This is a genomic window from Burkholderia sp. ZZQ-2 (assembly GCF_050768715.1).
Taxonomy (GTDB): Bacteria; Pseudomonadota; Gammaproteobacteria; order Burkholderiales; family Burkholderiaceae; genus Burkholderia; species Burkholderia cepacia.
The window spans coordinates 18699-45290 of sequence record NZ_LDVA01000260.1 but is presented as its reverse complement, the minus strand read 5'-3'; the positions used below and the strand labels follow the sequence as shown (position 1 = coordinate 45290).

Here is a 26592-nt window from a genome sequence, read left to right as displayed (position 1 = left end):
ATCCGCTGGCGTCGCTCCGGCGCTGCCTCCCGCCTCCCTCCGTGCGCGAGCAGGCACCGTATCACGCGCACGATTGCTTCATCTTAGGTAAAAATCCGCGTGATCCACCAGTGGGAAACACCCGCTGGGAAGCGGGGGCAAGCACGCTGAATGCGGCTTGCTCGCGACGCTGCGCGTGACTGCGAACATCGTCTTCGATTCAGTGTCGGCACCAAAGCATTGATCGGCGGATTGGCGCACCGGTTGCATCGTGGATTGCCTCGGTACGAACGGACCGGCCGCAACGGGATGTCTTGCGATGCGCCGTTCGCAATGGCGTAGCGAGCACGCGACGCACGCGGCCGGGCATTCGCTCGAACGCGGGCCGTCGCATCCGGTGACGGCCCGCTGCCGAGAAAGCCACTGACGTAGAATGGCCGGCACCGTCGATTCTTCCGACGAAACTGCACGTCATCTCACCTCGCTGATTCCAATGAACCTCATCGCCAGGATTTTCGGCGCGCGGCCACCGTCCACGGCGCCCTCGCACACGGTCTACTTGCAGCAAGGCCAGGCGATGCCGCTCGCCGACGCGCTGCAGAAGATCGCCGCGAGCCGCGACGTCGCGCTGCTCACGCAGGCGATCGGTCATTACTCGGGCTATGTTCGCGAAGCGGCGATCGCCCGCGCGGTCGAGCTTGGCGACAGCGCACTGCTCGAACCGATTGCCGCACGCATCAACGACTGGGTGCCCGAAGTGCGGCGCGCCGCGACGAACGCACTCGTCACACTGCTCGCGACCGTGCCGCCCAGGTACTTCGCCGCACTGCTTCCGTCGTTGCGCCAGCTCACATCGGCCACGCGCGAAGATCACGGTCCATGGCTGCACGCATTCGAACAGCGGCTGGTGCAGACAGGCGGCGTCGATACGATCGTCGACGCGATGCACGCCCCGGACTTCCAGCTCCGGCGCATCGCTTGCCTCGTGGCATTCGATCACCGGATCCTGCCGGCTGCCGAACTGGTCACGCACGGCCTGACCTCCGGCGACATCGTGCTCGCCCGACGGGCGGTGGCGATGCTCGACGACGTGCCGGCAAGCGACCGCATGCGCTGCATCGATCTCGCGGCCGACTCCCCGTTCGGCCCGGTTCGCCGCGCCGCACTCGCTTACATGATCGACCAAGGCATCGACGACGGCACCGAGGCATTCCTGTGGCGGTCAACGCTCGATTCGCAAAGCAGCTTGCGCGCCGCGGCGGCCCGATTGCTCACCGAACTCGGCCGGAATGTCGCGGACCGCTGCGTTGCGCTGCTCGATACGGGCACGTTGTCCGGTACCCGGGTTCGCGCGGCGCTGTCGTTGCTCGCCGAACTGCGCGCGCCCGCCGCGATAGCGACGATGGAGCGGTTCTCGACGGATGCGCGCAGCCCGGTTCGTGCGCACGCACTCGTGCTGCTGGCTCGGCTGTCGCCATCGATCCGGGACGAGGTGGCCGCGCGCGCGCTCCTGGACCCCGCCCGCAGGATTCGCAAAACCGCGGTGCGCCTGTGCGAGCAAGGTGCATTCGTCTCGCTCGCGCAAATCGAACAGGTGCTCGAACAGTACGGCGATCGCCATGCCGCACGTGCGATCTGCTCACGGGATCAGTGGGACAGTCTCGTGTGCATCGTGCTGATTGCCGCGCGCAATGAGCAACCGGACGATCCGGACGACGCGCTGGCGCGCGACCTGCAAACGTGGCTGCGCAATCCTGTCTCGATGTGGACGCGCCCCGGCGCGGCGCAGCGCGCGATGCTCGACACGCCGCAAGCAACACGCCTGCTGGCGACGGTTGCACGCGATCATCGCGAGGAGCTGCGCACCCGGCTCCTGGAACACGGAATCGAGATCTGACGCGCGAGCGGCCGACAACTCGCAGCCCGCAACACGCCCCGCGCCGTCGCGAGTATGCTTGCAGTTCGAACGAATTCCCGTTCGGGCGAAACAACCGCCACGATCTCGCGCTCGCCCGGCTAACCGTCACTCACCACCACAGATGGACTTCGACGTCATCGTTCTCGGCGCCGGCATCGTCGGCGTCTCCGTCGCACTGCACCTGCAGGATCGCGGACGCAAGGTCGCCCTCGTCGATCGCGGCGCGCCCGGCGAAGGCACAAGCTTCGGCAACGCGGGGCTGATCGAGCGCTCGTCGGTCGAGCCGTATCCGTTCCCGCGCAGCCCGTTCACGCTGATGCGCTACGCGCTGAACCGCTCGACCGATCTCTACTGGCACAGCGCGTCGCTGCCCGCGTTCGCGCCGTGGCTCGCGCGTTTCTGGTGGGAATCGGCGCCGCTGCGCCACGCGGCAGCTTCACGCGACATGCTGCCGCTGATCGAACGCTGCCTCGTCGAGCACGACGCGCTGATCGCACGGGCCGGTGCCGGCGAGCTGATCCGCGCGAACGGCTGGCTGGAAGCGTTCCGCACGCCCGCCGCATTCGAACGCGGCGTGGCCGAGGCCGGCCTTACCGCGCGCCGCCATGGGCTCGGCATCACGCCGCTCGATGCCGCCGCGCTGCTCGCGCACGAACCGAGCCTCGCACCCGGCTTCTGCGGCGCGTTGCACTGGCTCGATCCGAAAAGCGTCGTCGATCCGGCCGCGCTCGTCAAAGCGTATGCGCATCTGTTCGTGCAAGGCGGCGGCACGCTGCTGACCGGCGACGCCGCGAGCCTCGACGCACGCTCGCCCGGCTGGCAAGTGAACACGCAGGACGGCACGGCCGCCGCGCCGGCTGTCGTCGTCGCGCTCGGCCCGTGGTCCGACACGGTGTTCGGCAAGTTCGGCTACAAGATCCCGCTGCGCGAGAAGCGCGGCTATCACATGCATTACGCGCCGTCCGCGCGCGGCGTGCCGTCGGCGCCGATCGTCGATCGCGAATACGGCTACGTGATTGCACCGATGAAGCGCGGGCTGCGGCTGACGACCGGCGTCGAGATCGCGCGCCGCCGCGTGCCGCCGACCGGCGTGCAGCTCGAACGGGCGGAACGCGTCGCGCGCCCCGTGTTCGGTTTCGGCGAGCGGCTCGACCCGCAACCGTGGCTCGGCTTCCGGCCGTGCACGCCCGACATGCGCCCGGTGATCGGCCCCGCGCCCGCGCATCGCGGGCTGTGGTTCGCGTTCGGGCACAACCATCACGGGCTGACGCTCGGCCCCGTCACGGGCCGCCTGCTGGCCGAGATGATGACGGGCGAAGCGCCGTTCACCGATCCGGCGCCGTATCGCGCGGATCGCTTCTGACCGCGCAGCGCATCGACGCGCGCTCAGTCGAGCGCGCGCCCGAAGATGCGGATCACTTCGTCGAGGTGCTCGGCCATCGCGCGGCGCGCGGCGTCCGGGTCGCGCGCGCGGATCGCGTCGAGGATCGCGCGGTGCTCCCGTTCCGATCGGTGCGGCATGTCGTTCGGCATGTACAGCGACTGCAGCCGCTGGAACATCAGGTCGTACTTGTGCGCGAGCAGCTGCTTGATCATCAGCGCATACGCGGCGTTGTCGCTCGCTTCCGCGATGCGGATATGAAACAGCCGGTCGCCCGGATGCGTGAGCGAACCGCTGCGGTTGTCTTCCTGGTTGCGCAGGAACGCCTCGTGGATGCCTTCGATCTGCTCGTCGGAGCCGTGCTTCGCGGCAAGTGACGCGGCTTCCGGCTCGATCAGCCGGCGCGCCTGCAACAGCGCGAACGGCGGGATTTCGGTATCGAGATCGAGTGCGATGCCGAGTTCGGGATCGATCTCGATCACCGTGAACGGCGCGGCCTTCGCTGCCAGGTCGGGCGCGGGTTCGGGTGCGGCGGCCGTTTCGGGGTGGCGCACCTTCACGCCGTCGCCGACGCGCACGCTGACGAGCCCGCTCACTTCGAGCGCGATCAGCGCTTCACGCACCGACGTGCGCGACACGCCGAACTGTTCGGCCAGTTCGCGCTCGGGCGGCAGGTAGCTGCCCGGCGGAAAATCGCCGGACTCGATCATCGCACTGAGCTTGTCGGCGATCTGCTGGTACAGGCGGCGGTTCTGGATCGGCTGGATGGACATACGTTGATGCTGGTGATCGGTTGCATTTCGGACGGCCCGGCGAAGCGCACGGGCCGTTCGCGCCTATTTTATATGCCGCGCTTCGCGTCGCCCGGCACCGCGTAACAACGCGCCGCCGTCCCGCCCCACAGCGCGCTGCGCTCAGCCGCCGACAGCCGCGATTCGGCCCAGCGCTCGACGATCGATGCGACTTCGTCATACGACGCGGCCAGCAGGCACACCGGCCAGTCCGAACCGAACATCAGCCGCTGCGGGCCGAACGCGTCGAGCGCCGCGTCGAGGCACTGCTCGATATGCCGGACGTCCTTCCCGCGCAGGCCGCGCTTCCAGTCCGCTTCCGTCACGAGCCCTGACAGCTTGCACGCGACGTGCGGCAGCGCGCCCAGCTCGCGCAACGCGGCGCGCCAGCGCGCGAGTGCCGATTCGTCGCGCTCGAATTCGGCCAGCGCGGGCTTGCCGGCGTGATCGAGCACGAGCCAGTGCGCATCGTGCCGCGCGCAGAACGCCTGCACATCCGGCAACTGGCGCTCGAACACGAGCACGTCGTACACGTAACCGTTCGCCTGCAGCCACGCGATGCCGCGGTTGAAGCCGGGATCGGCGACGAGCGCGCCGGCGTCGGCTTCGTCCTGCAGCTGGTGCCGGAAGCCGCGCAGCTTCGGGCTGCGCCATTCGGCGACGCGCTCGGCAAGCTGCGGCGCGGAAAGATCCTCCCAGCCGACCACCGCCGCGATGTGCGCGTCGTCGCGGGCGAGATCGAGCAGGAACGCGGTCTCGTCGCGCCCGGCGCGCGCCTGCACCGCGATCGATGCGCCGAGCGCCTGCGCATGCATCAGCGGCCGCAACGCGTCGGGCAGGTAGTCGCGCGCGAGCACCTCCATGCCGGGGCCGATCCACGGATAGTCGGCCGCGCGATAACGCCAGAAGTGCTGATGGGAATCGATACGCACTGCGCCCATGGTGTCCTCGTGTTCTGCTCCGGCCGCCCGCCCGCGCCGCCGCACACGCTACGCGCCGCGCGCGGCGGCGCCGTGGCACGGCGTTCAGTCGTACAGCACCGCCGCGATCTTCGGATCGTCGATATTGGTCTTGTCGTACCAGTAGAAACCGGTATCGATGACCTTCGGCAGCTTCTCGCCCTTGATCGCCTTCACGGCCGCCTCGACCGTCTTGTAGCCGATCCCGATCGGGTTCTGCGTGATCGCGCCCGCCATCAGCCCGCTGCGGATCGCGTCCTTCTGCTGCTTGCCCGAATCGTAGCCGACGATCACGACCTTGCGCTTCATTTCACGCACGCCGTTGACCACGCCGATCGCCGAGCCTTCGTTGGTGCCGAACAACCCCTTGAGCTTCGGGTACCCCTGTAGGATCGACTTCGTCACCTCGGTCGACTTCAGCTGGTCGCCTTCGCCGTACTGCACGGTCACGACCTGCACCTTCGGGTGCGCCGCTTTCATCCGCTCGAGAAAACCGTCGCGGCGGTCGATGCCGGTGCGGCTCGTCTGGTCGTGCGCGACCACGGCCACTTCGCCCTCGTCGCCGATCAGCGCGGCGAGCTTGTCGGCGGCCAGCGCGGCGGCGGCCTTGTTGTTGGTCGCGGCGGTCGTCACCGGGATGTCGCTGTCGACGCCCGAGTCGAATGCGATCACCGGAATCTTCTCGGCCTGCGCCTTCTTCAGGAGCGGCAGCGCGGCCTTGCTGTCGAGCGCCGCGAAGCCGAGCGCGGCCGGCTTCTTCGCGATCGCGGCCGACAGCATGTCGATCTGCTTGTCGACCATCGCCTCGGTTTCCGGCCCTTCGAACGTCACCTTCACCTTGTAGTCCTTCGCGGCCTGCGTCGCGCCCGATTTCACGGCCTGCCAGAACTGATGCTGGAAGCCCTTCGAGATCAGCGGGATGTAGGCTTCCTGCGCGTGCGCACCGGCCGTGACGCCGACGGCGAACGTCAGCCCGACGATCGCGTTCAACACCTTGCTCCTGATCACTTCGCGTCTCCTTTTTTCGTATCGACTGGAACGCCGGCCGGAACCGGCGGTGAAGCACATGCCTGCGTGCATGCGTGTGTCAGCGGCGCCGCCGGCGCAGGATGTCGACGTAGACGGCCAGGATGATGATCACGCCCGTCACGACCGTCTGCCATTCCTGCGCGACCGACATGATGCGCAGGCCGTTGGTCAGCACGCTCATGATGAACGCGCCGATGATGGTGCCGACGATGCTGCCCGCGCCGCCCGACAGCGACGTGCCGCCGATCACGACGGCCGCGATCGCATCGAGCTCGTAGCCCTGCCCGAGCGCCGGCTGCGCGGAGTTCAGCCGCGACGCGATCAGCAGCCCGGCGATCCCGCACACCGCGCCGCTGAACGTGTACACCGCGATCTTCCACGCATCGACGTTCACGCCGGACAGCCGCAGCGCCTCCTCGTTGCTGCCGAGCGCGAACGTGTAACGGCCGAAGATCGTGCGGTTCAGCACGATCGATGCGCCGATCGCGACGAGGAACAGGATCAGCACCGCATTCGGAATCGGCAGCGCGGGAATGAGGTTGCCGATCAGCGAATCCTGCGCGATCGACGTGAAGCCCGGCGTGTCGTTGAAGTAGATCGGCCGCGTGCCCGAAATCACCAGCGACAGCCCCTTGAGCAGCATCATCATGCCGAGCGTCGCGATGAACGGCGGCACCTTCATCTTCGCGATCACGAAGCCCGATACGCAACCCGACAGCGCGCCGAAAAACAGCGCGGCCAGGATCCCGAGCGGCAGCGGCATGCCCCACTTCGTCAGCACGACGCCGGCCATCACCGCGCAGAACGTCATCAGCGTGCCGACCGACAGGTCGATGCCCGACGTGATGATCACGTAGGTACATGCGACCGCCAGCACGCCGTTCACGGCGGTGGCCTGCAAGATCGTGACGAGGTTGTCGACTTCAAGGAAGTTCGGCGACGCGAAGCTGAAGAACACGATCAGCAGCACGAGGCTCGCGAACGCGAGTAGCTTCTGGCGCGCGGCGGGGTTGAAGAAGCGCGACTTCAGGCTCGATGCGCCGGCAGGCGTATCGGCGGACGCGAGGGGCGGAACGGGATGCGTATCGTTGGACATGATCGGATAGGCGTATGGATCGGCGTCTGAATCAGGACAACACGGTCGACTCGCGCTGCGTCGCGAGCTGCATGATCTTTTCCTGCGTGGCGTCGGCCGCGCGCAGCTCGCCGGTCACGCGCCCCTCGCACATCACGAGAATCCGGTGGCTCATGCGCAGCACCTCGGGCAGTTCCGACGAGATCATCACGATCGCCTTGCCGTCGGCGGCCAGCGCGTCGAGCAGCTTGTAGATCTCGCTCTTCGCGCCGACGTCGATGCCGCGCGTCGGCTCGTCGAAGAACAGGATGTCGCAGTCGCGCAGCAGCCACTTCGCGATCACGATCTTCTGCTGGTTGCCGCCCGACAAAAGGCGTGCGGGCTGCGCGACCGACGGCGTGCGGATCGCGAGCTGCCGCACATACGCGTGTGCGGTGTCGCGCATCGCGCGCGCGTCGAGAAACACGCCACGGCGCACGAAACGGCGCATGCTCGACATGGCGATGTTGTTCTGCACGTCCATCCCGACCGCGAGCCCGAAGTGCTTGCGATCCTCGGACAGATAGCCGATGCCGTGCTTCACCGCATCGGCCGGCGTGCGGATCGTCACGGTCTTGCCGTGCACGCGGATCTCGCCGGCGTCGATCGGGTCGGCGCCGAACACCGCGCGCGCGACTTCGGTGCGGCCCGCGCCCATCAGCCCCGCGAAGCCGAGGATCTCGCCGCGCCGCAGCGTGAAGCCGACGTCGCGGATCGCACGGCCGCGCGACAGCCCGCGCACTTCGAGCGCGACGTCGTTCGCGGACGTATCGGGCGGCGTGCGGAATTCCGTCGCGAGCTGGCGGCCGACCATCATCGCGATGATCGCGTCCATCGACGTATCCGCCATCGGCACGGTCGCGACGTACTTGCCGTCGCGCATCACGGTCACGCGATCGGCGATCTGGCGCAGCTCGTCCATCTTGTGCGAGATATAGACGATGCCGACACCGTTCGCGCGCAGGTCGCGGATGATGCGAAACAGCTCGGCGATCTCCGCGTTGTTGAGCGCGGCAGTCGGCTCGTCCATGATCAGCACGCGCGAGTCGAACGACAGCGCCTTCGCGATCTCGACCATCTGCTGCTTCGCAACCGTCAGCCGGCCGACCGGCGTGCGCGGGTCGAGATCGAGCCGCATCCGCCGGAAGATCGCGGCGGCATCGCGATTCAGCGTGTCTTCGTCGACGAACACGCCGAAGCGGCCGCGCGGCTCGCGACCGATGAAGATGTTCTGCGCGACGCTCAGGTGGTTCATCAGGTTCAGTTCCTGATGGATGATGCCGATCCCGACCGCCTGCGCGGCGCGCGGATCGGCGATCTCCACCGCGCGGCCGTCCATCCGGATCTCGCCGTCGTCGCGCTGGTACACGCCCGCGAGGATCTTCATCAGCGTCGACTTGCCGGCGCCGTTCTCGCCCATCAGCGCATGCACTTCGCCGGCCCGCAGGTCGAAACGGCAATCGTCGAGCGCCTGCACGCCCGGGAAGCGCTTGCCGATGCCGGTCAATGCGATCAGCGGCGGCGCGGCAGTCAGGTTCGGGTCGGGTTGCATGGAGCGCTGCCCTCAGCTGATCGCACGGTCGAGATGCGTATAACCGCCGTCGACGAACAGCCACTGGCCCGTCGTGTGCGATGCGCGTGCCGACAGCAGGAATACGGCCGTGTCGGCGATCTCGTCGGCCGTCGTGAAGCGTTTGCCGAGCGGCACCTTGCCCGCGATGCCCGCCAGCTTCGCGTCGGGGTCGTCGAAACCGGCGAGCCAGTTGCGGTAAAGCGGCGTCATCACCTCGGCCGGAATCACCGCGTTCACGCGCACGCCGTCGTCGCGCAACGCGACGGCCCATTCGCGTGTCAGCGCGAGTTGCGCGCCCTTCGACGCGCAATAGCCGCTCGTGTTGCCCTGGCCGGTCACGGCCGTCTTCGACGAGAGGTTGACGATCGCGCCGCGCGTCGCCTTCAGGTGCGGCACGCAGTAGTGCGCCATCACGTAGTAGTGGATCAGGTTGCGCTCGAGCGACGCGACGAACGCATCGCGACCGGCATCGAGCCCGACGCCGTCGTTGACGCCCGCGTTGTTGACGAGGCCGTCGAGACGACCGAAGCGCGCGACGGTCTGCGCAACCGCGTCGCGGCACTGCGCGTCGTCCTGCAACTCGACCGACATGCACGCGGCCTGCGGCTGCTTCTGCACGAGTGCGCGCCAGAACGCATCGTCCGGCGCGTGGCGCGCGAACACCACCGGAATCGCGCCTTCTTCGGCAAGCCGCGTCGAGATCGCGGCACCGATGCCCGACGCGCCGCCGGTCACGATCACGACCTTGTGTTGCAGATTCAGATCCACTTCGCGTCTCCGTCGTTCATGTTGTCGGCACGCTCAACGCGTGTCAGTCCCGGAACCGGTATTGCTCCAGCGATTCGGGTTTCATCTCGATCGAGAAACCGGGTGCCGTCGGCGGCATGTAGGCCGCGCCGCGCACGATGCACGGTTCGACGAAATGCTCGTGCAGGTGATCGACGTACTCCGTCACGCGCCCTTCCTTCGTGCCGGAAATGCACACGTAGTCGATCATCGACAGATGCTGCACGTATTCGCACAACCCGACGCCGCCTGCATGCGGGCAGACGGGCAGCCCGTACTTCGCGGCCATCAGCATCACCGCGAGAATCTCGTTCACGCCGCCGAGCCGGCACGCATCGATCTGCACGACGTCGATCGCGCCGCGCGCGATGAACTGCTTGAACAGGACGCGGTTCTGGCACATCTCGCCGGTCGCGACCTGCACGGGCGCGATCGCTTCGCGGATCGTGCGATGCCCTTCGACATCGTCGGGGCTCGTCGGCTCCTCGATGAACCACGGCCGCGCGAACGCAAGCTCGCGCACCCAGTCGATCGCCTCGTCCACTTCCCACACCTGGTTCGCGTCGATCATCAGCTTGCGGTCCGGGCCGATCACTTCGCGCGCGATCGTCACGCGGCGGATATCGTCTTCCAGGTTCGCGCCGACTTTCAGCTTCACGTGGTCGAACCCGGCTTCGACGGCTTCGCGGCACAGCCGCCGCAGCTTGTCGTCGCTGTAGCCGAGCCAGCCGGCCGACGTCGTGTAGCACGGGTAGCCGTCGCGCTCGAGAATCGCGATCCGTTCGGCCTTGCCCGGCGCCTGCCTGCGCAGCAGGTCGAGCGCTTCGTCCGGCGTCAGGCAGTCCGTCAGGTAGCGGAAGTCGATCGCGCGCACCAGTTCCTCGGGGCTCAGGTCGGCAACGAGCCGCCATAGCGGCTTGCGTTCGGCTTTCGCCCACAGATCCCACACCGCGTTGACGACGGCCCCCGTCGCCAGATGAATCGCCCCCTTGTCGGGGCCGATCCAGCGCAACTGGCTGTCCGACGTGACGTGCCGCCAGAAGCGGCCCATGTCCGCGCGAATCCAGTCGAGGTCGAGGCCGACGACGAGGTGACGCATCGCGTCGATCGCAGCGCAGCAGATCTCGTTGCCGCGCCCGATGGTGAACGTGAGGCCGTGACCTTCGAGCCCGTCGCGGTCGGTTTCGAGCACGACGTATGCGGCCGAATAATCGGGGTCCGGGTTCATCGCATCGGAGCCGTCGAGCTGGCGCGAGGTCGGGAAGCGCACGTCGAGGACGCGCATCGATCGAATGATAGGCATGACGAATCGTCCGCGAAAGGAAATCAGGCCTGCACGGTGCGCTGGCGTTGCTCGCCGAGCCCGTCGATACCGAGCGTGATCACCTGCCCGGCGCGCAGGTAGACGGGCGGCTTCTGCCCGAGGCCGACACCCGGCGGCGTGCCGGTCGAGATCACGTCGCCCGGTTGCAGGCTCATGAAGCGGCTCAGGTAGCTGATCAGGTGCGGCACGCGGAACACCATCGTCGCGGTCGTGCCGTTCTGGTAGCGGTGGCCGTCGACGTCGAGCCACAGCCGCAGCGCATGCGGATCGGGCACTTCGTCGGCCGTCACGAGCCACGGGCCGAGCGGCCCGAACGTGTCGTTGCCCTTGCCCTTGTCCCACGTGCCGCCGCGTTCGAGCTGGAATTCACGCTCCGACACGTCGTTCACGACGCAGTAGCCCGCCACGTGCGACAGCGCGTCGGCTTCCGCGATATAACGACCGCCCTGGCCGATCACCACGCCGAGTTCGACCTCCCAGTCGGTCTTCTCCGAGCCGCGCGGAATCTCGACGTCGTCGTTCGGCCCCGAGATCGCGCTCGTCCACTTGCCGAACACGACGGGTTCCTTCGGCACTTCCATCCCCGATTCGGCCGCGTGATCGGAATAGTTGAGCCCGATGCAGATGAACTTGCCGACGCGGCCGACGCACGCGCCGAGCCGCGGCGTGCCTTCGACCAGTGGCAGCGACGACGGCGGAATGTCGCGCAACCGCGCGAGCGAGGCCGGCGCCAGCGCATCGCCGGCGAGATCGTCGATCACGCCCGACAGGTCGCGGATGTGGCCTTGCGCATCGAGCAGGCCCGGTTTTTCATGGTGCTTGTCGCCAAATCTCAGCAGTTTCATATCGTCTTGAACGGAAATGGAAAGTAGCGGGGAAAGGCGCGGTCAGTTCGACCAGCCGCCGTCGATCAGGTGGATCGCGCCGGTCGTGAACGACGCTTCGTCGGACGCGAGGTACAGCGCGAGCGCGGCCACTTCGTCCGCGGTGCCGATGCGGCCGATCGGCTGGCGCGCGACGAACGCCCGGCGCACCTCGTCGGCCGACACGTCGCGCATGCGCGCCTGGTCCGCGATCCGCTGCTCCAGCGACGGCGATTCGATCGTGCCCGGACAGATCGCGTTGCAGCGGATGCCGCGCTCGACGAAATCGGCGGCCACCGCCTTGGTCAAGCCGATCACGGCCGCCTTGGTCGTGCCGTAGACGAAGCGGTTCGGCACGCCCTTCACGCTCGACGCAGCCGACGCCATGTTGATGATCGACGCGCCGCCCGCTTCGAGCATCGCGGGCAGCAGCGCGCGAATCAGCCGGTACATCGACGTGACGTTCAGGTTCAGCGAGAACGCCCATGCGTCGTCGTCGCAGTCGAGGATCGAGCCGTGGTGGACATAGCCCGCGCAGTTGAACAGCACGTCGAACGCGCGCTCGTTCGCGGCAAGCGCCGCGACGTCCTGCGCATCGGTGACGTCGAGCCGCCGCGTGGCCAGCCGGCTGCCCGCGCGTTCGGCGTCGGCCTCGAGCCGCACGAGCGCGGCTTCGTTGATGTCGGTCGCCAGCACGTCGGCGCCCTCGCTCGCGAACCGCAGCGCGGTCGCGCGGCCGATACCCTGCCCGGCCGCCGTCACCAGCGCGCGTTTGCCCTGCAATCTCATGAGCGACTCTCCCGAAAAAACCGGCCACCCGTCGGCCGATTGGCACAAAGGACTAAAGGTCCAACCAATCATAGGAGTCGACTTTGCGTTTGTCACGAAATCGGGATTCAGTATTTACCCGGGCGTGGAAATCGGGCGGTCGAGCAAGAATTCGGCATTCGATGGCCCGCAGGAGCCTGTCCCGAGATCCGCGCGCACCCAATACCGGCGGGCCGCCCAGCCGTTTATCCACACGCGCCCGGCGCGGCGCCACGCCAAACTGGCGAAAAAGTCATGTTCGCGTCAGGGTCTCAACGGGATGCACGCGCCATCATGACGTACCGGACTGCGCTACCGGTCCATCGCCACCCGCCCGCGTTCGATCCCTGCGGGCACCTCCGTCCCCCGGCGATGGGCTCCGTGACTGGGCGAGCAGACACGGCGCGCAGGCCGATTTCCCGCCCCGGACTTCATGTCCGGGGCGTTTTTGTCTGTGGTTTTCCCAAGAAAATAAGCGTGGATTGTTTCTAAATCGGCAAAAGGTAATTTGAGCCAGACAGGATGTTTTTTCCGGTCACAGACGCTTACATTTAGCGCACCACTCATGGAAACCGCTACGGATTCGCCATCGGGTAGTGACATCCACTGCCACGGGCGAACCGCACGAGCTTTAGGAAACGGCAAAATGAAGGCCTCCAAATCCCTGCCTGTGCTCGATCCCGCCGACGTCCACGTCGAAATCCTCGAACGTTCCGATACGCTGCTCGTCGTCCGCTGGGTCGAGCCCGGCCGCTGTCACTACGGTGAACAGCGCTGGCGCCGCCGCTTCGCGCAACGCACCGGCACGTGCGCGCTGTCGCGCCAGGTCATCCAGCGCGGCGACGAAGTCTTCCGCCCGGCCGAACGCCCGGCGCCCGCGAACGCGGCGGCGATGATCTCCGCCGCCGAAGTGCTCGCGCTGGCCGGCGGCAGGTAAATCCTGCCGGCCGCGCATCGCCGCACGCGGTGCCGCACGACGATGCGCAAGCCCTAGAAGCGCCGGTCTAATTCCCCTGCTTGTCTGCCACGACCACGCGCACTATCGTTACACCACTCGATGTAACGATTATGTGCCGCGGCCACCCGGTCGCGCCGATGGAGGCAGACATGCATGCATGGAGCGCGCGCCACGTCCCGGCGCAGGGCGGCAAGGTCGCGGTCGTGACCGGTGCCAACAGCGGGCTCGGCTGGCAACTCGCGGAAACACTGGCCGCGAAAGGCGCGACCGTCGTGATGGGCTGCCGCGACGCAGCCCGCGCCGCGCAGGCCGCCGATGCGATCCGACGGCTCCATCCCGATGCCCGCGTCGAAGCCGACGCGCTCGACCTCGCCGATCTCGCCTCGATCGCACGCTTCGCGGCCGATGTGGCCGAACGCCATGGCCGCGTCGATACCCTCTGCAACAACGCCGGCGTGATGTTCCTGCCGCTGCGCCATACGCGCGACGGCTTCGAGATGCAGTTCGGCACCAACCACCTCGGCCATTTCGCGCTGACCGGCCATCTGCTGCCCGCGCTGCGCGCCGCGCGCCGGCCGCGGGTCGTGACGATGTCGAGCGGCCTCAACCGCGGCGGCCGGATCCGCGTCGACGACCTGCGCGCCGAGCGCCGCTACAACCGTTATCTCGCCTATTGCGACAGCAAGCTCGCGAACCTCGTGTTCGCGATCGAACTTCAGCGCCGTTTCGAGCGCGCGGCGTTCACCGGGATCAGCGTGGCCGCGCACCCGGGCTACGCGGCAACCAACCTGCAGTTCGCGGGCCCGGCGATGGACAGCTCGCCCGCGCGCGCCGCGCTGATGCGGGCCGCGAACCGTTATCTCGCGCAGCCGGCCGACCAGGGGGCGCTGCCCGCGATTCATGCGGCGACCGCGCCCGATCTCGCGGGCGGCGCGTATATCGGGCCGTCCGGCTGGTTCGAGTCGCGCGGGCTGCCGGCGCCCGCGAGCGTGCCACGCGCGGCCCGCGACGCGGGATCGGCGGCGTTGCTGTGGGAAGCCTCGGAAGCCGCGACGGGCGTGCGCTTCCTCAGCTCGGGCGCGCCGGCCGGACGTTCGCCGGGCCGGCCGTTCGACACGGCGGCCGAGGCGCGGTGAAAGGCGTGTCGGCCTCCGCAACATTCTTCATACTTGTTGCACCAACCGATAAGAAAGCCCGTTGAAAGCCTGGGCCGGCGCGCCACTGTTACTGCCCAGGAAACAATCTATCGTCAAAATCAGCGTTTACCCTGAACCTTCCGATGACTAAGATTCGATCAATCGCTTAAGACATGGTGTCAAGAGCGAACTCAATAAAACACCGGAGGTCATCATGAAATCGCTCGTTTCCGCAGTCGTTGCCGCTGCCGCCCTGTCCGCTTCGTTCGGCGCATTCGCCCAAAGCACCGTGACCCGCGCGCAAGTGAAGAACGAACTGGTTCAGCTCGAAAAAGCCGGCTACAAGCCGGGCCTGTCGAGCCCGTACTACCCGAACGACATCCAGAGCGCCGAAGCGCGTGTTCATGGTGCCGACACCAGCGGCTACGGCGCGCAACCGGCTCCGGCCGTCCACTCGGGCGCCCCGGCCGCAACGTCGTCGAACGCTCGCGACTCGATCTTCTTCGGCCAGTAAGCCGATGCGCCCCCGACGGGCGCCGCGCGCAGCGCGATGAAGAAACATCAGGACGAGCCCCCTTGCGGGGCTCGTCCTTTTTTATGAAACGCATACCTCCGCCGCCCGACAGCGGGTGGCTTCGCCCGGGCGCCTCGCGTCCGGGCGCTTTTTCATCCTGCACGGCAGGTGTGCAGGCAGGATGAAGCCGCGCGTGCCCGTCAGTGCGGTGCAGCCGCGGCGGGCGCCGAACGCGACAGCACGCGCCACCGCGACAGCAATTCGTCGCGATCGACGTAGCAGCCCTGCAGATGCCGGCGGCCGGTCGACGGATCGAACTCGGTGCGCGCATGCAGCACGCGCCGGTTGTCGAACGCCCACATGTCGCCCGCCCGCAGCCGGCGCTGCACGCGAAAGCGCGGCTCGCGCGCAAGCGCGAGGAACCGCCGGTACGCGCGATAGACGGCCGCGACCGAGCCGGCCGGCGCATCGAGCGGCCCGCGCAGGAAGTTCGCGACGCGCACCTCGGTCACGTTGCCGCGCGCATCGAGCCCGATCACCGGCGCCGAGCAGCGATAGTCGCTGTTCGCACTCTTGTTCCAGAACTCGAACGGCGTCGACGCGAGTTGCTCGAAATCGGCCGGATGCTCGCGCCGCAGCGCATCCGCCAGCGCGAAGCCGTCGAGGAACACGCTGTCGCCGCCGGTCGCATCGTTCGCCAGGCAATGCAGGAACTGGACGCCCGGCTGCAGCTCGCGGGTCGGCAGATCGGTATGCGGCGGCAGGTTCAGCGACGTATACGCATTGCTGTCCGGGCGCGGCTTCGATTCGACGTCGAACAGCACACCGAAATTGCTCTCGCGGATCAGGCCGATGCGGCGCGCGATCTCGTCGACGCGGCCGCGCTCGGCCGGCACGCCTTCGACAAGCGTCAGCCCGGTGCGCTGCAACGCGGCGAGCCATGCGAGCAATGCGCCGTCGTCCTCCATCACGTCGCGCCACGCGAACACGCCGATGGCCGTCGCATCGTCGCCGGCCCACACGTGCCGCCCGTGCGCGGCCTGGCGCTCGGCGCGCGATGCGTCGTCGTACGCGTGCGCGCGCAACCATCCCGGCGACCACGCGCTGCGATGTCCGTCGTTCCACTCGACATGCAGCGCGCCGTCGGCTTCGACGTGCACCGCGCGCGCGGCAAGATCCTCGCGCGCGTCGGCGATCTCGAACACCTGTTCACGCGTAACGGCATGCACGCATGCGGAGCACGCGCAGTTGTCGCGCAGCCAGTCGAAATGAAACGGCGATCGTCGCGTGTCGCTCCACTCGACGTCCACCGCTGAGTCGCCAATCGCGACCGCTGCAATGGTCGCGTCGACCGAAAACGTCCGCCAGTCCTCGATACGGTGTTGCGCTGCCTGCATCATTGCCTCCCGGAAACGCCCGCTACGCGTGTGGTGCGAGCAGAAACCCGCCGACCGTCCGGTGCATCCGCGCCGCCTGCGGGCTCGTTCCGAGCGCGCGCCAGCAGCCGTGCACCAGCCCCTCTCCCATCCAGTAGTGCGCGGCACCGCCGGCCGCGCGAATCCGTTCGACGTACACGCGCGCATCGTCGCGCAGCGGATCGTGTTCCGCGCCGATCGCGAGGACGGGCGGCAGGCCGTCGAAACGCGCAGCCGCGAGCGGCACCGACGCGCGCAACAGCGGATTGCCGTCTCCCAGCGCATCGGACAGGCCGCCGTTCCAGTACAGCGCGCGATAGCGATGGACGTCGTCGAGCGTCAGCATCGGTGCGTGCGCTTCCGTTTCGCGCGCGGGCGATTGCGGTTCGAACCCGAGCATCGGATAGACGAGCGCGATGCCGTCGACACCGCCTTCGCCCGCATCGCGCAACGCGGTGGCCACGGCCGCCGCGAGCATGCCGCCCGCGCTGTCGCCCGCGAGCGTCAGCGGAGGCGCGCACGGCCCGAACGGCCAGCGCGCGTCGCGTGCGGCGCGCGTGACGGCCAGGCAATCTTCGAGCGCGGCCGGCGCGCGATGCTCGGGCGCCAGCCGGTAGTCGACCGCGATCACGTCGAGCCCCGTATCGGCCGCCAGTTGCGCGGTGATCAGCGCATGACTGTCGAGCGAGCCGACGACGAAGCCGCCGCCATGAAAGAACAGCACCGTGCCGCGCGGCGCACCCTGCGCGGACGTGTAGCGCCGCAGCGCGATCGCGCGGCCGTCGGGCGCCTGCCAGACGGCGTCCTGCTGCACGATGCCGGCCGGCGGCGCGGCCGGCGTCCACTCGGCCGCGAAGCGGTCGTAGAGGCGGCGCTGCTCGGCCGGCAAACGTTCGGCCGCGTCGGCCGGATACCACGCGTCGACGGCAGCGACGAACGCCGCGATTTCCGGTTCGAGCATCGTGTGCGCTCCGCGCTTGAAGGTTCGCGCCCGCTATCGGCGCGGCGGCAACGCGATCACGCGGCCCGCATACGCGGGCGCCGCGCAATCGCGCTGCAATGCATGCAGCCCGGCCACGCGTGCGGCCACGTCGTCGTCGAACGGCGCCGATTTCGCGCCGTCGCGCGTATCGACGTGCAGCAGCATCTGCTCGCTCGCCGATACCGCGTCGTCATGCCCGTCCGCGAACAGCTCGAGATACAGGTGCAGCCGCTTCGCGTCATGCGCCAGCACGCGCGCATCGACACGCACCTGCGTGCCCTCCTTGATCTCGTGCAGGTAGTTCACGTGCGCTTCGAGCGTGTAGACCGAGCGGCCCCGCTCGCGACGCGCGGCGTCGTCGAGGCCGATGCGATCCAGCAGCGCATCGGTCGCGAAGCTGAAGATCAGCAGGTAGAACGCATCGCGCAGGTGGCCGTTGTAGTCGACCCATTCGGGCCGCACCACGTCGCGGTATATCGTCAGCGGGGTATCGCCGGTCATCGCCTTCAGTCCTTTAGTCCTTCAGTCCTCGAATCGCATCCCGTGCCGCGCCTTCACCGCGGCGATCGACTTCAGCACCTCGGTGATGCACTCGTCGCGATAGCGCTCGAGTTCCTTGATGCTGCGCGTGCCCTGCTGTTCGGTCGTGCCTTCGACGACGCTGTCGATCAGCGCATCGGTGAGCGTGGGCGCGACCAGCTTCGTCCACGGCAGTTCGAGCGCGGGGCCGAACTGCTGCATGAAGTGTCGCATGCCCGCGTCGCCGCCGGCGAGCGTGTAGGTCAGGAAGGTGCCCATGAACGACCAGCGGATGCCCGCGCCGAAGCGGATCGCGTCGTCGATCTCGCCGGTCGTCGCGACGCCTTCGTTGACGAGGTGCAGCGCCTCACGCCACAACGCCTCGAGCAGCCGGTCCGCGATGAAACCCGGCACTTCCTTGCGCACGTGCAACGGCCGCATGCCGAGCTTGCGATAGATCTCCATCGCGCCTTCGACCGCTTCCGGCGACGTGCGCGCGCCGCCGAGCACCTCGACGAGCGGCAGCAGGTAGACGGGATTGAACGGGTGGCCGACCACGCAGCGCTCCGGATGCGTCGCCCGCGCGTAGAAATCCGTCGGCAGCAGGCCCGACGTCGACGACGCGATGATCGCGTCGGGTTTCGCCGCGCGGCTGATCTGCTCGTGCAGTTCGAGCTTCAGCGCCTCGCGCTCGGGCGCGCTTTCCTGGATGAAATCGGCATCGGCGACGCACGCCTCGATCGTCTCCACGAAACGTAGCCGCGCCGGATCGGCGCCGGGCGCGAGGCCGACGCGCTCGAGCGCGGGCCACGCATTCGCGACGTTCGCGCGCAGCCGTTCCTCCGCGCCCGGCGCGGGGTCCCAGACGACCACGTCGAGACCATGCGCGAGCGCGCGGGAAATCCATCCGCTGCCGATCACGCCGGTGCCGATGGCGGCGAACGTCTTGATGTCGGTCTTCACAGCCATGTCAACGCATCCTTCAAATCAGGGGAAATCGGTGGGCGGCCGCGCTGGGCGTGCCGCCGCGTCTTGTCGGTCAGTCGGCGCAACCGCTCACGCGAACTCGGCGACCGCTCGGCGTTCGAGCGGACGCTCGCCCCGTGCGGGCAAGCCGAGCTTGCGGCGGCCTTCGGCCGGCGTCAGCACCCGGGCGCCGAGCCGTTCGACGATCTCTCTCGCGCGCTCGACGAGCGTGCCGTTGGTCGCGTGCACGCCGCGATCGAGCCAGATGTTGTCTTCGAGGCCGACGCGCACGTGGCCGCCGAGCAGCATCGCCTGCGCGACCATCGGCATCTGCATGCGGCCGATCCCGAAGCCCGCCCAGTGCGCACCCGGCGGCAGGTTGTCGACCATCGCCTTCATCGTGCCCGTATCGGCCGGCGCGCCCCATGGAATGCCGAGGCACAGCTGGAACAGCGGCGGATCGTCGAGCAGCCCTTCCTTCAGCAACTGCTTCGCGAACCACAGATGGCCCGTGTCGAAGATTTCCAGCTCCGGCTTCACGCCGAGTTCCTGGATGCGCTTCGCGCCGGCGCGCAATTGCGCGGGCGTCGACACGTAGATGTAGTCGCCGTCGCCGAAATTCAGCGTGCCGCAGTCGAGCGTGCAGATTTCGGGCAGCAGCTCCTCGACATGCGCGAGGCGCGTGAGGCCGCCGACCAGGTCGGTGCCCTTGCCGAAACGCATCGGGTCCTCGCCCGGGCCGATCTCGAGATCGCCGCCCATGCCGGCCGTCAGGTTGATGATCACGTCGACGTCGGCCGAGCGGATGCGGTCGACCACTTCGCGGTACAGGTTCGGGTCGCGGCTGCCGCGCCCCGTCTGCGGATCGCGCACGTGGCAGTGCGCAACGGTCGCGCCGGCCTTCGCGGCCTCGATCGCGGCGGCCGCGATCTCCTTCGGCGTGACCGGAATCGCCGGATGCTTGCCGACCGTATCGCCCGCGCCGGTGACGGCGCAGGTGATGATGACTTCATGGTTCATGCTGGTTGCCTCGCTTGACTCGGGTTGTGTCGCATTGCGGGTGTTTCGTCAGGGCGCGCCGCGAGCGGCGCGCGGGCCGTCACAGGCCGAGATACGCCTTCACGGCCGGCAGCCCGTCCTTGCCGTCGAACGTCTTGACGCCCGCGAGCCACGGATCGAGCACCTGCGGGTTCTTCTTCAGGTACGCCTTCGCGGCCTCGGCCGGCTTCGTCTTGTTCATCACCGACTGCATCAGCTGGTTCTCGAGCTGCGTCGAGAAGCGCAGGTTCGTGACGAGCTTGCCCGCGTTCGGGCAGCGCGCGATGAAGTCGGGCGCCGTCAGCGTGTACACGCGCGCTTCGCCGTAGTTCGGGCCGAACGCCGCGTCGCCGCCGGACAGGTAGTTCATGCTCAGCTGGATGTTCATCGGATGCGGTTCCCAGCCGAGGAACACGACCCACTTCTTCTCGCGGATCGCGCGCTCGACCGTCACCAGCATCCCGGCCTCGCTCGATTCGACGAGCTTGAAGCCGCCGAGCCCGTACTGGTTCGTGTCGATCATCTTCTGGATCGTCGCGTTCGCGCTGCTGCCCGGCTCGATCCCGTAGATCTTGCCGTCGAGTTCCGCACGGTGCTTCGCGATGTCCTCGAAGGTCTTCAGGCCGGCCTGGTATTCGTAGCTCGGCACCGCGAGCGTCGCCTTCGCGCCGGACAGGTTCGGCGGTTCGACGACGTTGATCGACTTGCTGTCGAGGAACGGCTGGAGCTGCTTCTGCTGCACGGGCCACCAGTAGCCGAGCGACACGTCGAGCTGCTTGCTCTTCAGGCCGGCGAACGAGATCGGCACCGACGCGATCGTCGTGGTCGGCTTGTAGCCGAGCGCCTCGAACACGGTCGACGCGAGCGCCGTGGTCGACGTGATGTCGGTCCAGCCGATATCCGCGAAACGCACGGTGCGGCAGGTCGCGGCATCCGTTTCGGCCCATGCCTCATGCGTGAACGCGCCGGTCGCCAGCACGGCCGCGGCAAGCGCGGCAATCTTCGTCGACTTCATGGTTCGGTTCCTCCCTGTTGGACTCGTGGCAGCCGGTGCGCGGGGTGTGCGCCGACCTGCATCGTGGGAGTAAAAGTAACGAGCCATATTGGTCGCGAGAAGACCTGCGGCGACCTGTTCTTGACTGTTTGCGACTATGAGTGGAAACCACTAGGTTTCTTGGGAGGCTTGTTGGACGGGGTTCTTGCGCGTATTGCGGGGGAATTCAGCTTGTCCACGTGCGGCGCGCCGCTCAGGGCTCCGCCAGAACGAAACGGAGCGCCGGTGCGGCTTCTGGCGCGGCACGCGCACGCCGCACCGACGAACGGGTGTCATGGACGCATGTGAAGCTGGCCCGGCCTCCAGCAGCCGAAAGCGCGTTTCGTATTGCGGAATCCACGCCGATTTCCCGCGCCGCCTCGTTTTCGCCGCTTGAAAACTTGTTTTGCATCGCAAAAACATCAACGTAACTCATTGAAAAACAACAAAAAATAATGTCTTATGTCTTATATAAGACATCACCAAAAGCTCAACGAGCGGCGTTACTATTTATCCCATGCAGTTCGCTGCGACAGACGTAGCGGGCACGCTCAACCAGTTACTCAAACGCGCTTTGCTCCCAGGAGATTGACATGGCCCAGTATCAAGACGACATCAAGGCAGTTGCCGGTTTGAAGGAAAACCACGGCAGCGCGTGGAATGCGATCAGCCCCGAGTACGCCGCCCGCATGCGTGCCCAGAACAAGTTCAAGACGGGCCTGGACATCGCCAAGTACACCGCGAAGATCATGCGTGCCGACATGGCCGCCTACGACGCCGACCCGTCCAAGTACACGCAGTCGCTGGGTTGCTGGCACGGCTTCATCGGCCAGCAGAAGATGATCTCCATCAAGAAGCACTTCAACAGCACCGAACGCCGCTACCTGTACCTGTCCGGCTGGATGGTCGCCGCGCTGCGCTCCGAGTTCGGCCCGCTGCCGGACCAGTCGATGCACGAAAAGACCTCGGTCAGCGCGCTGATTCGCGAGCTCTACACGTTCCTGCGCCAGGCCGACGCCCGTGAACTGGGCGGCCTGTTCCGCGAACTCGATGCCGCCAAGGACGCTGCAGCTAAGGCCGCGATCCAGGACAAGATCGACAACCACGTCACGCACGTCGTGCCGATCATCGCCGACATCGACGCCGGTTTCGGCAACGCGGAAGCCACGTACCTGCTGGCCAAGCAGTTCATCGAAGCGGGCGCATGCTGCATCCAGATCGAAAACCAGGTGTCCGACGAGAAGCAGTGCGGCCACCAGGACGGCAAGGTCACCGTGCCGCACGAGGACTTCCTGGCCAAGATCCGCGCGATCCGCTACGCGTTCCTGGAACTGGGCGTGGACGACGGCATCATCGTGGCCCGTACCGACTCGCTGGGCGCCGGCCTGACCAAGCAGATCGCCGTGACCAACACGCCGGGCGACCTGGGCGACCAGTACAACGCGTTCCTCGACTGCGAAGAACTGTCGGCCGACCAGCTGGGCAACGGTGACGTGGTCATCAAGCGCGACGGCAAGCTGCTGCGTCCGAAGCGCCTGCCGAGCAACCTGTTCCAGTTCCGCGCCGGCACGGGCGAAGCGCGCTGCGTGCTCGACTGCATCACGTCGCTGCAGAACGGCGCCGACCTGCTGTGGATCGAAACCGAAAAACCGCATATCGCGCAGATCGGCGGCATGGTCAGCGAGATCCGCAAGGTCATCCCGAACGCGAAGCTGGTGTACAACAACAGCCCGTCGTTCAACTGGACGCTGAACTTCCGTCAGCAGGCGTACGACGCGATGAAGGCGGCAGGCAAGGACGTGTCGGCATACGACCGTGCGCAGCTGATGAGCGTGGAGTACGACGAGACGGAACTGGCCACGCTGGCCGACGAGAAGATCCGCACGTTCCAGGCGGACGCATCGCGCGAAGCAGGTATCTTCCACCACCTGATCACGCTGCCGACGTACCACACCGCCGCGCTGTCGACCGACAACCTGGCCAAGGAATACTTCGGCGACCAGGGCATGCTGGGCTACGTGGCCGGCGTGCAGCGCAAGGAAATCCGTCAGGGCATCGCCTGCGTGAAGCACCAGAACATGTCCGGCTCGGACATCGGCGACGACCACAAGGAATACTTCAGCGGCGAAGCAGCGCTGAAGGCGGCAGGCAAGGACAACACGATGAACCAGTTCTGATCGTCGCCATACCGGAAGCACGACGCCAGCCCGTTTCGACGGGTTGGCGTTTTTTTTTATCCGGCGGGATAACGCACGGGGTGCCCTTCAGGCATCGTCCCGTGTGCTTCCCGCTGCGATCACGCGCACGAACGCGTCCGCCAGCGCCGTCGGCTCGACCGGCAGCACCAGCGCGCACGCCGATTTTGCGTCGTCATCCGAGATCGGCACGAAGACGACCCCGTCGATACCGAGGCTCGCCATCCGTTCCGGCACGATCGCCACGCCCTGCCCGGCCGCGACGAGATTCAGCATCGACGTCTTCGGCGACACGATCCGGGCGGTCGCGGGCACGAATCCCCGTTTCAGGCAAAGGTCGATCACGACGCGCGCCAGCCCGCCCCGCTCCCGATGCACGGCCGATACGAACGGCTCGTGCCGCAGCCGCGAGATCGCCGTGCGCCGGCGGCCCGCCAGCGGGTGATCGGCCGGCACCGCCACGCACAAGCGCTCGGCCGCGAGCTCGACGAAACGCACGCGCGAATCGCGGCGCAGCACCGGCACACGAACGATCCCGATATCGGCGTTGCCGTTCGCGATCTCCAGCACCTGGTCCTCGGACGACGCGCGGTCGAGATCGATCCGCGCACCCGGGCACGCGCCCATGAAACGCTCGAGCACCGGCATCAGGCTGCCGACGGGAACGGTGCTCGAATGCAGGAGCCGCAATACGCCCGCCTCACCGCGCGACAACCGTGCGCCCTCCTCGGCCGCGGCAGCCAGGGTCGCCGGAATCGACGCGACGCGATCGCGATAGATCGCGCCGGCCGCCGTGAGCCGCACGCCCCTCGGCTCCCGGTCGAACAGCGAGAACCCCAGTTCGTCTTCCAGTTGACCGATCTGCCGGCTCAGCGCCGACTGCGCGACATGGAGCGCGCTCGCGGCCGGCGTGAAGCCGCCGAGATCGGCCACGGTCAGGAAGTACTGAATTTGCCTCAGGGATGGCATGCCGAAACGAGATGGATAAGCGCCCGATTTGATATTTGCGTTATACCGTCGCGCTTCCCAGAATGGAAGCCTGCCGTGCCGGAACCGCCGTCACGGGCCACATCGCCGGAGCTGCCCTCTTCGTGACTACTCTCCTGTCGTATCTGCTGGTCGTCGCCGCCGGCATCAGCGTGGCGTTGCAACAGGTGCTCAACGCCAACCTCCGCGCGCAGCTCGGCTCGCCATGGTGGGCCGGGTCGGTCAGCTACCTCGTCGGCCTGGCCGCGATGCTCGCCGTCGCACTCCTGTCCCCGCATCCTCGCCTGAGCGGCACCGTCGCCGATGCGGGGTCGTGGTTCAGCTGGACCGGCGGATTCTTCGGCGCGGTGTTCGTCGGCATCGCGATCCTGATGGTGCCGCGACTGGGCGCCGCGACGACGCTCGCGCTGATCGTCGTCGGGCAGATGACCGGCGCGCTCGTGTTCGACCATTTCGGTGTGCTCGGCATCCAGCAGCATTCGGCCAGCCCGATCCGCCTGGCCGGTGCGGCGTGCCTCATTCTCGGCGTGGTGCTGGTTCGTGCGTGACGCGTTCGTGGTATTCGTGGCATTCGCGCGTGCGCTTGGATGTCGTGCTTCGACCCGGCCGGCTGGCCTTGCGCACCGCCCGGTGCCGCATCGAGCGGATGCCTCAGGTCGAGCGCGCCTGCGCCGAACGGGATCAGCGCGTGGCTTCAGCCCGCCGCCGGCGCCCGGCCGCGATGCCGCGATCCGGATGGGCCCGCCTGCGGCATGCGCGCGCGGCCGACGTGGCGGCAACGCACGCACCCGCCGCTACGCTCATGCGTAGTTCATCATCACCGACTTGCTTTCCGTGTACTGGTCGATCACCGCGCGACCGAGTTCGCGGCCGAAACCCGACTGCTTCATCCCGCCGAACGGCATCGCGTTGTCGAGCAGCGAGTGGCAGTTGACCCACACCGTGCCCGCGGCGATGCGCGGGATCAGCTTGTGAATCGCGGAAAGGTCGTTCGACCAGATGCTCGCGCCGAGGCCGTACGGCGTGTCGTTGGCGAGCTGCGCGGCCGTGTCGACGTCGTCGAACGGCATCGCGACGAGCACCGGCCCGAAGATCTCCTCGCGCACGACGCGCATCGCCTGCGTCGTATCGACCAGCACGGTCGGCTCGACGAAGAAGCCCGGGCCCTCGATCGCGCGGCCGCCCGCCGCGGCGCGCGCGCCCTCGCCGAATCCCGAATCGATATAGCCGCACACGCGCTCGCGCTGCTTCGCCGAGACGAGCGGGCCGATCTGCGTCGACGGATCCATCCCCGGGCCGATCTTCAGGCTCGCGGCGATCTTCGCGACGCGCCCGATCACGTCGTCGAACACCTTCGCGTGGATGTACGCGCGCGACCCGGCCGTGCACACCTGCCCCTGGTTGAAGAAGATCGCATTCGCCACACCCAGTGCGGCCTTGTCCGGATCGACGTCGGGCAGCACGATCACCGGCGACTTGCCGCCGAGTTCCAGCGACATCCGCGTCATGTTGTCGAGCGCCGCGTGGCCGATCGTCCTGCCTGTCTGCGTCGAGCCCGTGAACGCAATCTTGTCGATGCGCGGATCGCGCGACAGCGCGGCGCCGGCCGTATGACCGTAGCCGGTGACGATATTGACGACGCCGTCCGGGAAACCGGCCGCCTGGATCAGCTCGCCCAGGCGCAACGCACTCAGCGGCGTATCTTCCGCGGGTTTCAACACCACGGTGCAGCCTGTGGCCAGCGCGGGCGCGAGCTTCCACGCTGCCATCAGCAGCGGGAAATTCCACGGAATGATCGCGCCGACCACACCGACCGGCTCCTTGCGCGTGTAGGTGAAGATCTCGCTGTCCGGCATGTACGGCATGCCCGCGTCGATCACGCTGCCTTCGATCTTCGTCGCCCAGCCGGCCATGTAGCGGAAGCACTGCGCGGCCATCGCGACGTCGAGCCCTTGCGCCACCATCACGGGCTTGCCGTTGTCGAGCGACTCGATCTCGGCCAGCTCGCGCGCATTCGCTTCGATCAGGTCGGCGAGCGTCAGCAGCAGACGCTCGCGGTCGGTGGTCTTCGCGGTACGCCACGGCCCCGCATCGAATGCGCGCCGCGCGGCCGCGACGGCCTGTTGCACGTCGTGCTCGTCCGCTTCGGGCACACGCGCGAGCACGGAGCCGTCGGCCGGATTCACGACGTCGAGCCGGCGGCCCGACGCAGCGTCGCTCCACTCGGCGCCGATCAGCATCTTCTTCGGCTTCGCGAGAAACGCGCGCGTGGCGTCGAGCAGCGGAAAGTTCTGGTTTGTCTCCATCTTCGTTCTTCCTCGATTT

The 26592-nt window shown here is 67.5% G+C and carries 24 protein-coding genes; 7 read left to right on the top strand and 17 right to left on the bottom strand.

Translation table 11 applies throughout. The annotated features are described in order from the left end of the window. Nucleotides 1-538: 538 nt before the first annotated feature. Nucleotides 539-1876, top strand: coding sequence for a hypothetical protein (locus ABY44_RS18395; protein ID WP_431641546.1), 1338 nt, complete (start codon nt 539-541; stop codon nt 1874-1876). A 142-nt stretch (nt 1877-2018) separates the two neighbouring features. Continuing rightward, nucleotides 2019-3260, top strand: coding sequence for an NAD(P)/FAD-dependent oxidoreductase (locus tag ABY44_RS18390; RefSeq protein WP_060086181.1), 1242 nt, complete (start codon nt 2019-2021; stop codon nt 3258-3260). Between the two features lie 23 nt (nt 3261-3283). Here the strand turns inward: ABY44_RS18390 and ABY44_RS18385 are convergent, their stop codons facing one another. From ABY44_RS18385 to ABY44_RS18345, 9 genes are all read right to left on the bottom strand, one after another. Next, complete coding sequence (locus ABY44_RS18385; protein ID WP_060173676.1) at nt 3284-4051, bottom strand: FadR/GntR family transcriptional regulator; 768 nt, start codon at nt 4049-4051, stop codon at nt 3284-3286. Nucleotides 4052-4119: 68 nt separating this feature from the next. Further along, entirely contained in the window at nt 4120-5010 is an 891-nt protein-coding gene (locus ABY44_RS18380) for an amidohydrolase family protein (RefSeq protein WP_060173677.1), read from the bottom strand. An 84-nt stretch (nt 5011-5094) separates the two neighbouring features. Continuing rightward, a complete protein-coding gene (locus tag ABY44_RS18375) occupies nt 5095-6036 on the bottom strand; it encodes an ABC transporter substrate-binding protein (RefSeq protein WP_021161439.1) in 942 nt (313 codons plus the stop codon). Nucleotides 6037-6115: 79 nt separating this feature from the next. After that, nucleotides 6116-7153 carry an ABC transporter permease gene (locus ABY44_RS18370; RefSeq protein WP_027789689.1) on the bottom strand — a complete coding sequence of 346 codons (1038 nt, stop codon included), beginning with the start codon at nt 7151-7153 and terminating at the stop codon, nt 6116-6118. 31 nt (nt 7154-7184) lie between these two features. Then, complete coding sequence (locus ABY44_RS18365) at nt 7185-8723, bottom strand: sugar ABC transporter ATP-binding protein (protein ID WP_060173678.1); 1539 nt, start codon at nt 8721-8723, stop codon at nt 7185-7187. A 12-nt stretch (nt 8724-8735) separates the two neighbouring features. Then, nucleotides 8736-9512, bottom strand: a complete 777-nt coding sequence (locus tag ABY44_RS18360) for an SDR family oxidoreductase (RefSeq protein ID WP_060173679.1) — start codon at nt 9510-9512, stop codon at nt 8736-8738. A 43-nt stretch (nt 9513-9555) separates the two neighbouring features. Continuing rightward, nucleotides 9556-10833, bottom strand: a complete 1278-nt coding sequence (locus ABY44_RS18355) for an L-fuconate dehydratase (RefSeq protein WP_060173680.1) — start codon at nt 10831-10833, stop codon at nt 9556-9558. 23 nt (nt 10834-10856) lie between these two features. Further along, nucleotides 10857-11699, bottom strand: a complete 843-nt coding sequence (locus tag ABY44_RS18350; protein ID WP_059489478.1) for an ureidoglycolate lyase — start codon at nt 11697-11699, stop codon at nt 10857-10859. A gap of 42 nt (nt 11700-11741) precedes the next feature. Next, on the bottom strand, nt 11742-12506 hold the full coding sequence (locus ABY44_RS18345; RefSeq protein ID WP_059649711.1) for an SDR family oxidoreductase: 765 nt from the start codon (nt 12504-12506) through the stop codon (nt 11742-11744). A gap of 664 nt (nt 12507-13170) precedes the next feature. Between ABY44_RS18345 and ABY44_RS18340 the strand changes: the two genes are divergently transcribed. The 3 genes from ABY44_RS18340 to ABY44_RS18330 all read left to right on the top strand — a co-directional run bounded on the left by ABY44_RS18340 (nt 13171) and on the right by ABY44_RS18330 (nt 15132). Beyond that, on the top strand, nt 13171-13461 hold the full coding sequence (locus tag ABY44_RS18340; protein WP_021161446.1) for a DUF3331 domain-containing protein: 291 nt from the start codon (nt 13171-13173) through the stop codon (nt 13459-13461). A gap of 170 nt (nt 13462-13631) precedes the next feature. Then, nucleotides 13632-14618, top strand: a complete 987-nt coding sequence (locus ABY44_RS18335) for an oxidoreductase (RefSeq protein ID WP_059698541.1) — start codon at nt 13632-13634, stop codon at nt 14616-14618. A 214-nt stretch (nt 14619-14832) separates the two neighbouring features. Further along, nucleotides 14833-15132, top strand: coding sequence for a DUF4148 domain-containing protein (locus ABY44_RS18330; protein WP_027789696.1), 300 nt, complete (start codon nt 14833-14835; stop codon nt 15130-15132). A gap of 200 nt (nt 15133-15332) precedes the next feature. Here ABY44_RS18330 and ABY44_RS18325 read toward each other — a convergent pair whose 3' ends face one another. The 6 genes from ABY44_RS18325 to ABY44_RS18300 form a co-directional block, all read right to left on the bottom strand. Next, a complete protein-coding gene (locus ABY44_RS18325) occupies nt 15333-16529 on the bottom strand; it encodes a TauD/TfdA family dioxygenase (RefSeq protein WP_059698387.1) in 1197 nt (398 codons plus the stop codon). 22 nt (nt 16530-16551) lie between these two features. After that, the gene (locus ABY44_RS18320; RefSeq protein ID WP_060173681.1) at nt 16552-17508 is read right to left on the bottom strand and encodes an alpha/beta hydrolase; all 957 of its coding nucleotides are present in this window, start codon (nt 17506-17508) and stop codon (nt 16552-16554) included. A gap of 33 nt (nt 17509-17541) precedes the next feature. Further along, nucleotides 17542-18030, bottom strand: a complete 489-nt coding sequence (locus ABY44_RS18315) for a thioesterase family protein (protein WP_021161452.1) — start codon at nt 18028-18030, stop codon at nt 17542-17544. A 21-nt stretch (nt 18031-18051) separates the two neighbouring features. Beyond that, on the bottom strand, nt 18052-19017 hold the full coding sequence (locus ABY44_RS18310; protein WP_021161453.1) for an L-carnitine dehydrogenase: 966 nt from the start codon (nt 19015-19017) through the stop codon (nt 18052-18054). 87 nt (nt 19018-19104) lie between these two features. Continuing rightward, complete coding sequence (locus tag ABY44_RS18305; protein ID WP_021161454.1) at nt 19105-20034, bottom strand: 3-keto-5-aminohexanoate cleavage protein; 930 nt, start codon at nt 20032-20034, stop codon at nt 19105-19107. A 79-nt stretch (nt 20035-20113) separates the two neighbouring features. Beyond that, complete coding sequence (locus tag ABY44_RS18300; RefSeq protein ID WP_060173682.1) at nt 20114-21067, bottom strand: choline ABC transporter substrate-binding protein; 954 nt, start codon at nt 21065-21067, stop codon at nt 20114-20116. Between the two features lie 611 nt (nt 21068-21678). Here ABY44_RS18300 and ABY44_RS18295 point away from each other — a divergent pair. After that, nucleotides 21679-23262, top strand: a complete 1584-nt coding sequence (locus ABY44_RS18295) for an isocitrate lyase (RefSeq protein ID WP_021161457.1) — start codon at nt 21679-21681, stop codon at nt 23260-23262. Nucleotides 23263-23349: 87 nt separating this feature from the next. Here the strand turns inward: ABY44_RS18295 and ABY44_RS18290 are convergent, their stop codons facing one another. Beyond that, a complete protein-coding gene (locus ABY44_RS18290) occupies nt 23350-24249 on the bottom strand; it encodes a LysR family transcriptional regulator (protein WP_060173684.1) in 900 nt (299 codons plus the stop codon). A 122-nt stretch (nt 24250-24371) separates the two neighbouring features. Between ABY44_RS18290 and ABY44_RS18285 the strand changes: the two genes are divergently transcribed. Further along, nucleotides 24372-24815, top strand: a complete 444-nt coding sequence (locus ABY44_RS18285) for a DMT family transporter (protein ID WP_060173730.1) — start codon at nt 24372-24374, stop codon at nt 24813-24815. Between the two features lie 252 nt (nt 24816-25067). Here the strand turns inward: ABY44_RS18285 and ABY44_RS18280 are convergent, their stop codons facing one another. Further along, nucleotides 25068-26573: an aldehyde dehydrogenase family protein gene (locus ABY44_RS18280; protein ID WP_060173685.1), complete on the bottom strand. Its 1506-nt coding sequence runs from the start codon at nt 26571-26573 to the stop codon at nt 25068-25070. Nucleotides 26574-26592 lie beyond the last annotated feature (19 nt).

Excerpts from the sequence above, each read along its gene's own strand:
- ABY44_RS18390 (WP_060086181.1), top strand. The coding sequence starts at position 2,019 with ATGGACTTCGACGTCATCGTTCTCGGCGCCGGCATCGTCGGCGTCTCC.
- ABY44_RS18385 (WP_060173676.1), bottom strand. The coding sequence starts at position 4,051 with ATGTCCATCCAGCCGATCCAGAACCGCCGCCTGTACCAGCAGATCGCC.
- ABY44_RS18380 (WP_060173677.1), bottom strand. The coding sequence starts at position 5,010 with ATGGGCGCAGTGCGTATCGATTCCCATCAGCACTTCTGGCGTTATCGC.
- ABY44_RS18370 (WP_027789689.1), bottom strand. The coding sequence starts at position 7,153 with ATGTCCAACGATACGCATCCCGTTCCGCCCCTCGCGTCCGCCGATACG.
- ABY44_RS18365 (WP_060173678.1), bottom strand. The coding sequence starts at position 8,723 with ATGCAACCCGACCCGAACCTGACTGCCGCGCCGCCGCTGATCGCATTG.
- ABY44_RS18355 (WP_060173680.1), bottom strand. The coding sequence starts at position 10,833 with ATGCCTATCATTCGATCGATGCGCGTCCTCGACGTGCGCTTCCCGACC.
- ABY44_RS18350 (WP_059489478.1), bottom strand. The coding sequence starts at position 11,699 with ATGAAACTGCTGAGATTTGGCGACAAGCACCATGAAAAACCGGGCCTG.
- ABY44_RS18345 (WP_059649711.1), bottom strand. The coding sequence starts at position 12,506 with ATGAGATTGCAGGGCAAACGCGCGCTGGTGACGGCGGCCGGGCAGGGT.
- ABY44_RS18340 (WP_021161446.1), top strand. The coding sequence starts at position 13,171 with ATGAAGGCCTCCAAATCCCTGCCTGTGCTCGATCCCGCCGACGTCCAC.
- ABY44_RS18335 (WP_059698541.1), top strand. The coding sequence starts at position 13,632 with ATGCATGCATGGAGCGCGCGCCACGTCCCGGCGCAGGGCGGCAAGGTC.
- ABY44_RS18330 (WP_027789696.1), top strand. The coding sequence starts at position 14,833 with ATGAAATCGCTCGTTTCCGCAGTCGTTGCCGCTGCCGCCCTGTCCGCT.
- ABY44_RS18325 (WP_059698387.1), bottom strand. The coding sequence starts at position 16,529 with ATGCAGGCAGCGCAACACCGTATCGAGGACTGGCGGACGTTTTCGGTC.
- ABY44_RS18320 (WP_060173681.1), bottom strand. The coding sequence starts at position 17,508 with ATGCTCGAACCGGAAATCGCGGCGTTCGTCGCTGCCGTCGACGCGTGG.
- ABY44_RS18315 (WP_021161452.1), bottom strand. The coding sequence starts at position 18,030 with ATGACCGGCGATACCCCGCTGACGATATACCGCGACGTGGTGCGGCCC.
- ABY44_RS18310 (WP_021161453.1), bottom strand. The coding sequence starts at position 19,017 with ATGGCTGTGAAGACCGACATCAAGACGTTCGCCGCCATCGGCACCGGC.
- ABY44_RS18305 (WP_021161454.1), bottom strand. The coding sequence starts at position 20,034 with ATGAACCATGAAGTCATCATCACCTGCGCCGTCACCGGCGCGGGCGAT.
- ABY44_RS18300 (WP_060173682.1), bottom strand. The coding sequence starts at position 21,067 with ATGAAGTCGACGAAGATTGCCGCGCTTGCCGCGGCCGTGCTGGCGACC.
- ABY44_RS18295 (WP_021161457.1), top strand. The coding sequence starts at position 21,679 with ATGGCCCAGTATCAAGACGACATCAAGGCAGTTGCCGGTTTGAAGGAA.
- ABY44_RS18290 (WP_060173684.1), bottom strand. The coding sequence starts at position 24,249 with ATGCCATCCCTGAGGCAAATTCAGTACTTCCTGACCGTGGCCGATCTC.
- ABY44_RS18280 (WP_060173685.1), bottom strand. The coding sequence starts at position 26,573 with ATGGAGACAAACCAGAACTTTCCGCTGCTCGACGCCACGCGCGCGTTT.